The sequence below is a fragment of the Rhodococcus sp. (in: high G+C Gram-positive bacteria) genome (genome assembly GCF_049299235.1).
Taxonomy (GTDB): domain Bacteria; phylum Actinomycetota; class Actinomycetes; order Mycobacteriales; family Mycobacteriaceae; genus Rhodococcus.
Map to the genome: position 1 here is coordinate 1 of NZ_JBAQXC010000120.1, position 9,757 is coordinate 9,757.

The window sequence follows — 9,757 nt, forward strand, 5'->3', positions numbered from 1 at the left end:
ATCAACGGGTCTCCGGCACGCAGCGGCAGCAACTCGGGGGGCGGTGTGGTCGAGGTAGGCGATGGCGCCGCGGCGGGGTCCGGAACCGCGCAGGGCGGCGGTGATGTGCGGCCAGGGGTGGGGTGCGTGCAGGGTCGTGCCCATGCTCGGCACGGTAGCGAACGCCGACGGGGTCCACGGCGCGGATGCGCGCCGAGAAGGGGCCTGGCGGTTGGTGCGGGTGGGGTATCGACCTGCCGTCCTTCTCGGCCGGGCCACCTGGGGCACACTGTGCACGGGCAGTATGGGGTGCGGGCGGTTCGCCTACGGCCGAGCCGGTGGATCGAGGAGCGCGAATGTACGGAGTGTGGATGAGCCGGGAGCTTTTCTCGGTGCCCGGATCGAACCCGGCCGCGACCTCGGTCGATGTGCACGCCCTCGCCGATGCGGCGCGCTGCGACGGTGGTACCGGTCGGGGTCCGGCGCCGGTCATCGCCGAACTCGTCGCCGGCGGCTGGCAGTTGGTGTTCTTCGCCGAACTGGACGGGTTGCGGGAGATCACCCGCGGGCAGGGCCGCAAGTACGAGGGTGTGCGTGCGGGCCGGTTGCGCTGGTCCTCGACCATGCGCGTCGTTCCTTCGGTGTCGGAAGCCAGCGCGCCGACACGCGACCTCGACGCTCCTGTATCCCGGACCGGGCCGGAGTCGTGGTGATGCTCGCCGACGATGCGCCGCCGCCCCTAGACTCCATATGGGTTATTAGGACGTAGTGCAGGCGGGTCGGGTCGTGTGCGGGATGGGGGCGTAGGTGGCATCGACGACGACCACGCAGCGCTGCGCGACGGCAGGATGCGACCGGCCGGCTGCGTTCACCACGCGATCGAAACCTGCTTGGTGCACAGGCTGTCTCGACGAGATTCTGCGCGCCGGTGGCCTCGAGCCGCCGGAGCCGTTCACGGCGCCGGCGACCTGGTGGTTGACCACCTGCCGCAGCTGTGGGGTGAGGTCGCATTACCGCCTCGACTACATCGTGGGCAACAACGCTGCCGGGATCGCGACGTGCCGGGCGTGTTTCTGGAAGCAGCGGGCAACCGACGTGCGCTCGGAGCCGTGGATGGAGTTCGACCGTGTGATGCTCGATCTGCTGCGCCGTTATCCGCCGGTGGACATCTTGCGTGCTCACCCGACGCCGCCGGTGCGCCGGTTCCTCGAGCAGAAGTGGTGGCCGATCGACCGCATCACCGGCTATCTCGACGAACGCGACCTCGACCTGGTGGACCCGCTCGGGGGCGTCCACGACGACCACGACCCGGTTCTGGCTCGGTGCCGACGGTGCGGCCGGATCAGCGCGGCCCGGTTCACCGATTTCGGGTCGGGCTGCACCTGTTCCCGCAACCGGCGTTCCTCCGATCCCTCGAGTCCGCGTCCGGGTCGGGTACTGCTCGCGGAGTCGGACTCTGAGGCTGTGCAGTGGTGGGATCACGACAGCAACGAGACGTCGGTGTTCGAGACGGTGACGGTGCGGGCCCGCCGCACCTGCAACTGGCAGTGCCCCGATTGCGGGTTCCAGTTCGCCGAAAAGGTCTGCGTGATGACCGAGCGGCCACGATGCCCGGACTGCGAGGCACGCACACGGGAGGCGCGGGAGGCCGACGACGAGAAATGGAAGCGCACACCGGTCGCTGACGTGCCGGAGCTGGCCGGGGCGTGGTCCGACGACAACGACGACGATCCTCGGCGCGTGATGGTCGCCGGTAGCGGGAAGGCCTACAAATTCCGTTGCGCGAATGGGCATCATCCCCGCATCAGACCAGCGCTGTTCCTGACCGCCGGCTGCCCACACTGCCGCGGCACGAAGACCGCGACACACACCAAGTCGGTGGCCGAGCTGCAACCGGAGCTCGCCGCGCAGTGGCACCCGACCCGCAACGGCAAGCACACACCCGAGAACGTGGTGTGGAACTCCGAGCGGGTGATGTGGTGGAAGAGCAACTGCTGCGGCCACGAATGGCCGGAGTCGGTCCGCAGCCGCGACGGCGGACAACGACTCCGGTGTCTGTCCTGCCACACGATCCTCGGATCTTTGGCCTGGCACGATCCCGGGCTGGCCGCCGAATGGAGCCCGGCGAACCCGGTCACCGCCTGGCATGTCCGCCCACACGCGTCGCTGCCGTTCGTGCCGCAATGGAGCTGCGTCACCAACCCCGACCACGTGTGGAACGCACCGGTGAGCAGTCGCTCGAACGGCGCCGAATGCCCGGAGTGCCGGCAGGCCGGCAAATCCCGTGTGGAACTCGATCACCACGCCGCAGCACTCGCGATCTTCGGAAATGCCCGCTCCGGAATTACCATTCAGCATGATGCGTTCATCTCACGCCGCTCGTGGACGACGGACATCAGCGTTGAGCACCAGGGGCGGACGGTGGTGATCGAGTACGACGGCGCCTATTGGCATCGTGCGGACGCGAAGATCCTCGTCGACCAGCGCAAGAGCCTGGACCTGCTCGCGGCCGGCTGTATGGTGGTGCGCCTGCGGGAAGACGATCTGCCCAGTCTCGGGATCGAGCACCCGCGATACCTCGAGATCCGGGTGCATTCGACGGCGCCGCGGCCTCGCATGGTCACAGATGGCATTCACGACTGGGTGAACGCGCTACCGCCCTGCTCGTAGACGGTGCCCATCCGGGCCTGAACAGGGGACACGGGCCCGGTTACCCACGGCCGCTGACACCCCACCCCCCCTGCAGCCCGCGACCGAACCGCCACGCCGGCGCGCGGCAGACCCTCGCAGGGGGCATGTCATCGACGCAGGTGGATCTGCTGAAACACCCACCGCGCGGCGTGATGGCGTCACTGAAGTGCGCGCGGCGATGCCGCTGCCGGATATGGCCTTGGAACGCGTGGAGGATGGCCGCCGCTGGTCACAGCTTCCGCAACTCCAGCAGTGCCGTGCGCAGGCTCGGGGAGACGATGTGGTGGTCGTGGTGCAGGCGGGGGTGGGGTGATCATGTTCGGCGAGGGTGCGCGCGGCGTCGGGCATCGGTCGGGGGTTGAGGTCGACCATGGTGCACCGTGCACCGGTTGGTGAAGAACTCGGACCGATGTCTTGACGCTCTTGGCCGACAGAGACGAGGGAGGTGTACTGGCCGTCGTGAACGTCGCTTCGGGGAGTTCCGAAGCCGGGCGTCGTCGATGACAGTGGCTCGGGCAAAGGGTGGCGTGGTGCGGTCTCACTCTCGTTTGAGTTGTGCGACAACGAGATGCAGTGCGGCGGTGGTGGAGACCGCGACGTCGGCCTCGAGGCGGCGCCGGGCGCTTTCGGCCATCGCCGCGGCGACCTGTTCGCTGACCGCACCGTGGGTGGCGATCATCTCGACGGGTACGTCGATCAAGCCGGTCTTGGCGCCGTTGGAGTACGAGACGACGCCGCCGGTGACATAGGCCGACGATCCGGGGCGGGCGGTGAGACGCGCAGCGACGAGTCCGCCGGTGCACGATTCCGCCGTCGCGATCATCCGTCCGTCGAGGGCGTCGATCAGATGGTCGTCGATGGTGGAGCCGTCGGTGGAGAAGACCTGGTGTCCGTGGTGTTCGGTGAGAACGTCGAGGAGACGGTGGTAGACGTGCGCGTCGCCGGAGGCGAATCTGGTGACCATGTCGAGTTCGCCGTGTCGAAGGCAGGTGGTGATCTCGAGCCGGTCGAGGCCGGCGATGTCTGCTTCGGCCCGGCGCAATGTCTCGGCGAGGTGCGCCTTGGCTTTGTCGGTGAACCTTGGCGCTGAATGTCGGTCAATCTCGACGGCGGTCAGGCGGTGGGGGATTTGATGTCGATGAAAGTCGGCGTCACTGAGTCAATGCCCCGGGCCGGCATGGGGGCAGCCATGGGCTCGGCGCGCGTGCGATCGATCACGAATGCCTCGCAGTTACTTGGGCGACGCCGGTCGGTCAGTCCTGGCAGGTGTCATCGAGGCTGGTCAGCAGGGTGCGCAGCAGGCTTGCCAACCGGGCCTGCTCGCCCGAGGTGAGTCCGGCGAGGATCTGTTTTTCGTTGGTGATGTGGTCGGCCACGGCGTGGTCGATGAGATCCCGCCCGAGAGGGGTCAGTGTGATCAGGGTGACTCGGCGGTTTGCCGGGTCGAGGTCGCGGGTGACGAGGTTCTTGGCGACCAGGCGGTCCACTCGGTTGGTGATTGCGCCGGAGGTGACCATGGCGGCCTCGGCGAGGGCGCCGGCCGACATTCCCGTGATGTCGGCGCTGCGGCGCAGAGTGGCCAGAATATCGAACTCGCCTGGTTGTAGTCCATGATCCGCGAAGACGGTGTGCAGTCGCTTTTCGACTATGCGCGATGCCCGCGACAGGCGCCCGAGTACACCCATGGGGGTGGTGTCGAGGTCGGGGCGGGCCGTCGACCACTGCTGAAGAATCACGTCGACTCGATCCACTGATCACCTCACTGCTGAACTGTTTGACGTTAACGTATCAGTGTGCCTAATCTTCTCAACGTTCAATAGTTCAATGTTAAGGAGTGTCGATGCTTCGTGGAGCACGATCGGGCCTGATCGCCTCGACGGCAGTCGCACCGCTGAGTTGGGGCACGACCTACCTGGTCACCACGGAGTGGCTGCCCCCGGACCGGCCACTGCTCTCGGGTGCGTTGCGCGCGCTTCCAGCGGGTCTGATCGCAGTCGCGCTGGCACGCCGTCTGCCGCATGGCCACTGGTGGTGGCGAGCGGCACTGCTCGGGATCCTGAACATCGGCGTGTTCTTCGCGTTGCTGTTCGTCGCGGCATACCGACTGCCCGGCGGGACGGCGGCGATCCTGGGTGCGACCTCGCCGCTCGTCGTCGCCGCGTTGGCATCGGTGTTGCTGCACGAGCGACCCGGACGGCGGCGGGTGGGCTGGGCAATCGTCGGGATCGCAGGAGTTGGGTTGATGGTCTTGCAACCCGGGGCACATCTCGACCCATTCGGTGTCGCGGCGGGTCTCGGCGGCACGGTATCGATGAGCGCAGGGATTGTGCTGACCCGCAAGTGGGGCAACCCTGTCGGCGCGCTCCCGTTCGCGGGATGGCAACTGACCGCGGGTGGCTTGTTCCTGCTTCCGCTCGCATTGCTGCTCGAAGGGCCACCCCCGACACTGTCACTGCCAGCGATCGGTGGATATACCTGGCTCGGGGTGGTCGGAGCGCTGCTCGCCTACACGCTCTGGTTCCGGGGTATCGGCAGGCTGCCGGTCACCGCCGTATCGTTTCTGACGCTTCTGTCGCCGATCGTGGCCGCAGCACTCGGGTGGGCCGTCCTCGGCCAAGACCTCAACGGCACACAAGCGGTCGGCTTGGCGCTGGCCCTGGTCGCCGTGGTCGCCGCCCAAGCGCCGGGCCGTCACCAAGTTCGTTCCACCACCCCACCGGACGAACACCGCGTCTCCGCGCACCACTGAAAGGACTCACTTGTGAAAATCGCCGTCATCGGAGCCTCCGGCAATGTCGGCAGTCGCGTCGTCGCCGAGGCGTTGCGCCGCCGTCACCACGTCACCGCACTGACCCGCGTCGAAATCGACGTCATCGACACCGCCGCGCTGGCACTGCTTCTGTCCGGCCACGACGTCGGTGTCGGCGCCACCCGGCAGCAGCCGGGAGACGAGGGGCGCGCAGCGGCGGTGACCATGTCACTACTCGACGCTCACGCCGCGGCAGGAGTGCGGTTCCTGCTCGTCGGTGGGGCCGGTAGCCTACTCGTACCCGGCACCGACGGCCGGTACGTCGCCGACGACCCGAACTGGGTGCCCACCCATATCCGTGACCTGGCCGCCAGCGCGATCGATCAATTGATGATCTGCCGCAGCCATACTCGTGCGGACTGGACCTACCTCAGCCCCGCGGCCGACATGCAGCCCGGGATACGCAGCGGCGTCTACCGCACCGGCACCGACGAGCTCCTGGTCGACGAACACGGCCACTCCCACCTGTCGATGGAAGACCTCGCCGTCGCCGCCATCGACGAGATCGAACACCCGACCCACCGCAACACGCGATTCACCGTCGCCACGACCGGTTCCCGTCACGAATGATCCAACCGGGCGGGCGCACGTCACCATCACGGGTCGAGTTGTTTGCCGCGATCCGCCGCGATCCGCCGCGATGCACGGCAGGGCATGTCTTCTCGGGAGATTCAGCGGGTCCATCATGTCGGCTGGCGCACGGTGCGGGCCGCGTTGGATTCGGCGTGGCCCGCACCGCGCGCCGAGTATCCGCAGCGGGCGTCGCGCCTGGACCCGTTCAAGGCGGTGACCAACGACATGCTGATCACCGATCTCGATGCGCCCCGCAAGCAGCGACACACCGCGACCAGGATCTTCGACCGGCTGCTGCGGGAGCATGCCGCGTCAGGGATCTCGTACGCGATGGTGCGCCAGTACGTATCCGTTCGTCGCCCGCAGATCCGGGCCGAGCACGGCCGGGTACCGGTGGAGGCGTTCGTGCCCCAAACACATCTACCCGGCCGTGAGGCCGAGGTCGACTTCGGCGAGGCCGCGATCCGGCTCCGCGGCGAACTGGTGACCTGTTACCTGTTCTGCCTGCACATGTCCTATTCCGGCAGAGCGGTGCACCGCATCTCGGCGTCGGCCGGGCAGGAGGCGTTCTTCGAGGGCCACGCGCATGCCTTCCGCGTGCTCGGCGGCGTGGCCGGCCGGGAAAATCCGGTACGACAACCTCAAGGCAGCCGTCGCCCGGGTTCTCGGGTTCTCCCGAGCCCGGGTCGAAGCGGACCGGTGGACGGCGTTCCGGTCCCACTACGACCTCAAGGCGTTCTACTGCCAGCCCGGGATCACCGGCGCCCACGAAAAAGGCGGCGTGGAAGGCCAGGTCGGGTGGTTCCGCCGCAACCACCTCGTTTCGATCCCCGAGGTCGGTTCCCTCGCCGAACTCAACGCCCTGGTCGACCAGTACGATCGGGACGACGAACACCGCCGCATCGGCGGCCGGGCCCACACCCTCGGGCAGGCAGGCATTCGATGCCGAGCGCACGGTGCTCAAACCGCTGCCGGCCGAGCGGTTCGAGACCGGCCGATGGTTCACCCCGCGCGTGGACCGCTACGCCCAGGTCAGTGTGCGTGGCAATAAGTACTCCGTCCCCGCGCGGCTCATTGGCAGGCAAGTCCGGGTCTTGTTGAACGCCTTGAATCGCCACGAGTTCGGTGGAGGCTCAGCTATCTGGTTCCGGCCTCAGCGCGGACCGGTATCTCACCGTAGTCGTCCGCGGTGTGATTCGCCCAGTGGGTCGCCTCGTACTCGGCAGGTGGAACGTGGTCGATCTCGCCATGCAAGCGGCGATGATTGAACCAGTCGATGTACTCGGCGACCGCCCACTCGACCTCTCCAACGCCCCGCCAGCCCCCGCATGGACGCATCACGGGATTGCGAATGCACTCGGCCTTGAACAACGAGTTGAACGCCTCCGCCATCGCGTTGTCATACGAATCACCCTTGGAACCAACGGAAGAGACCGCATCGCACTCGTCGAGGCGCTCGGTGTACCGCACCGCTCGATACTGCACACCGCAGTCGCTGTGGTGAATCAACCCGGCAACATCCTGGCCGGCCCGTCGGCGCGCCCACAACCCCATATCCAAGGCGTCGAGGGCCAGATCGGTGCGCATCGACGTCGAGACCTGCCAACCGACGATCATCCGGGAAAACACGTCGAGGACGAATGCGGCGTAAACCCACCCCGAGTGCGTGCGAATGTAGGTCAGGTCCGCCACCCACAACACGTTGGGTGCGTCGGCGACGAATCGCCGCTGCACTCGATCTGCCGGCCGCGGAGTCTCGGCGCCGTCACTGTGTGTGGTCTTCCGACCTTTCAATCGGGGTATTCCCTGTAACCCATCGGTTTTCATCAATCGTTCCACGGTGCATCGGGCCACTGCCATCCCCTTTCGTTTCAGACTCGCATGCACCTTGCGGGCCCCGTACACGCCGAGATTGTCGGCATGAACCTTCCGGATCTCGGACAGAACCTGACGGTCACGCACCGCACGGGCCGATTCCGTTCGTTGGGGACTCAGGTGAGCTCGGACCGTGGACGGAGCGATCTGGGCAGCTGTCTCGCGCAGGGCCGCGCAGATCGGATCGACTCCGTGTTCATCGCGGTGAGCAGCGACGAATTCCACGATCAGCGCTGTGGGCGGTCGATCTCCGCCGCAAAGAAAGCCGAGGCCTGCTTGAGGATCGTGTTCGCCCGCCGCAGCTCGCGATTCTCCCGTTCCAACTGCGCGATCCGTTCGGCATCACTGGTCGTGGTGCCCGGGCGTACGCCCCCGTCGACCTCGGCCTGCTTGACCCAGGTCCGGAGCGCTTCGGGGTGCACACCGAGCTGATCTGCGATCCGTGTGAGCGCTCCCGGTCGTGTCGCCGGATCCTGGCGGGCTTCGACCGCCATTCTCGTTGCTCGTTCCTTCAGCTCAACGCTGTACTTCCGTGGTGCTGCCATGCTCTCCATCCTTCACAGGTTCGAGAGCCTCCGACAGACCCGGGGCGATTCAGTCCGACGGCTTAACGCACTCCTAGCTTTGCAGAGGTCTGGCAACTCCGGTAAATAGCATTGCATAACGAGCGGAGAGATTTTCATGTCACAGGATGGACTGGCACGAACGCTGGCAGCATTGAAGTCTGACTGGAACGTGGCTCGGCACGATGCCAATGGTTGGCCGCAGTTCCTGGAATCGGTCCAAGTGTCGGGGATTCGGGGATGGACCGGGCAGCAGGTCGAGTTTCGGTTCCCCGTGGTCGCAGTCTGTGGCGAGAACGGATCGGGTAAGAGCACTGTCCTGAAAGCTGCCGCCACGGTGTACAGGTCGTCAGGTAAGGGCAGCGGTACGCAGACCGTCAATCCGGACGACTTCTTTCCGTCGACTCCGTGGGAGACAGTGTCAGGAGCATCAATCGAATACACGGTCCGGCGGGGTTCGAGCGTTACTACCGAGAAATTGCGTAAGCCGACGAAGCGTTGGCGAGGCATGACCGACCGATTCCAGCGTGATGTGTACTTCCTGGACATCTCAAGGACCCAACCCATCGACACGCTGATCGGTTACGGACGGGCGGTACGTGACTCGATCAATTCGAACGGACAGAGTTCCGCGCTGAGTTCTGCCTCGGTTAGCGTTCTCTCACGGGTCATGAGCCGCGCCTACACGGATGCTTCCTTCAAAAAAGAAGCAGGTAAGGCGGTGGGAATTCTTGGTACGGAAGATCGTACCTATTCCAACTATCACCAAGGAGCTGGCGAAGACGCCACATTCGATCTGATGGAGATCCTTGAGCAGGCAAGGCGAAACTCGCTCATTATCATCGATGAAGTTGAGGCATCGCTTCACCCGCGTGCACAGCGGCGACTCGTCACGGAACTAATCGACATTGCGCGCAAGTCTCGTGTTCAATTCATCCTCTCGACGCACTCCGCCTATGTCCTTGAACAGCTGCCCGCAGAGGCTCGAGTCCTGATCCAGAACACCAGAGACGGCGGAAAACGCGTGGTATACGGGGTAAGCCCCGAGTACGCACTTTCGAGTATGGATGACGAGCAGCATGCCGAGCTGACAGTTTTCTGTGAGGACGACTCGGCTCGCATGATGGTCGATACCCTCTTAGAGTGCATCTGAAAACTCCGGGTCGAGGGTCAAGCAGAACGGGCAAGCCGACGTGACATCGTGGCGATCATCGCGACGTGGACCATCGCCTCATGATGATCGGGTCGGGTCTCGTAATCCCGGACA

Annotated in this window: 8 protein-coding genes, 2 pseudogenes and 1 other annotated feature; of the genes and pseudogenes, 7 read left to right on the forward strand and 3 right to left on the reverse strand. The window is 65.7% G+C overall.

All coding sequences use genetic code 11. The annotated features are described in order from the left end of the window. The first annotated feature begins 350 nt into the window (after positions 1-350). Both WAX14_RS07550 and WAX14_RS07555 read left to right on the forward strand, forming a co-directional pair. Positions 351-692 (forward strand): hypothetical protein, encoded by a 342-nt coding sequence (locus tag WAX14_RS07550; protein WP_422627474.1) that lies wholly within the window; start codon positions 351-353, stop codon positions 690-692. Positions 693-978: 286 nt separating this feature from the next. Next, positions 979-2,649, forward strand: coding sequence for a zinc-ribbon domain-containing protein (locus tag WAX14_RS07555; protein WP_422627475.1), 1,671 nt, complete (start codon positions 979-981; stop codon positions 2,647-2,649). A 601-nt stretch (positions 2,650-3,250) separates the two neighbouring features. Here WAX14_RS07555 and WAX14_RS07560 read toward each other — a convergent pair. Together WAX14_RS07560 and WAX14_RS07565 are read right to left on the reverse strand one after the other, a co-directional pair. Beyond that, positions 3,251-3,733 (reverse strand): annotated as a pseudogene (locus tag WAX14_RS07560) (nicotinamide-nucleotide amidohydrolase family protein); the annotation flags it as partial. Positions 3,734-3,923: 190 nt separating this feature from the next. Continuing rightward, positions 3,924-4,421, reverse strand: coding sequence for a MarR family winged helix-turn-helix transcriptional regulator (locus WAX14_RS07565; RefSeq protein ID WP_422627476.1), 498 nt, complete (start codon positions 4,419-4,421; stop codon positions 3,924-3,926). A gap of 89 nt (positions 4,422-4,510) precedes the next feature. On the opposite strand from WAX14_RS07565, the gene WAX14_RS07570 reads away from it, so the two are divergent. From WAX14_RS07570 to WAX14_RS07585, 4 genes are all read left to right on the forward strand, one after another. Then, positions 4,511-5,419, forward strand: coding sequence for an EamA family transporter (locus tag WAX14_RS07570; protein WP_422627477.1), 909 nt, complete (start codon positions 4,511-4,513; stop codon positions 5,417-5,419). A gap of 12 nt (positions 5,420-5,431) precedes the next feature. Beyond that, positions 5,432-6,049: an NAD(P)-dependent oxidoreductase gene (locus WAX14_RS07575; RefSeq protein ID WP_422627478.1), complete on the forward strand. Its 618-nt coding sequence runs from the start codon at positions 5,432-5,434 to the stop codon at positions 6,047-6,049. 589 nt (positions 6,050-6,638) lie between these two features. Beyond that, on the forward strand, positions 6,639-7,103 hold the full coding sequence (locus tag WAX14_RS07580; RefSeq protein ID WP_422627479.1) for a hypothetical protein: 465 nt from the start codon (positions 6,639-6,641) through the stop codon (positions 7,101-7,103). Beyond that, on the forward strand, positions 7,066-7,320 hold the full coding sequence (locus tag WAX14_RS07585) for a Mu transposase domain-containing protein (RefSeq protein WP_422627480.1): 255 nt from the start codon (positions 7,066-7,068) through the stop codon (positions 7,318-7,320). Before WAX14_RS07580 ends, WAX14_RS07585 begins: the two co-directional genes overlap by 38 nt. Here the strand turns inward: WAX14_RS07585 and WAX14_RS07590 are convergent. Then, a pseudogene (locus tag WAX14_RS07590) lies at positions 7,253-8,472 on the reverse strand (IS3 family transposase); the annotation flags it as partial. The gene WAX14_RS07585 and the pseudogene WAX14_RS07590 sit on opposite strands and share 68 nt — an antisense overlap. Continuing rightward, positions 8,066-8,194: a sequence feature (AL1L pseudoknot), on the reverse strand. Its footprint overlaps the pseudogene before it by 129 nt. 136 nt (positions 8,473-8,608) lie before the next feature. Between WAX14_RS07590 and WAX14_RS07595 the strand changes: the two are divergent. Beyond that, the gene (locus tag WAX14_RS07595; RefSeq protein WP_422627481.1) at positions 8,609-9,643 is read left to right on the forward strand and encodes an ATP-dependent nuclease; all 1,035 of its coding nucleotides are present in this window, start codon (positions 8,609-8,611) and stop codon (positions 9,641-9,643) included. The last annotated feature ends 114 nt before the right edge of the window (positions 9,644-9,757 follow it).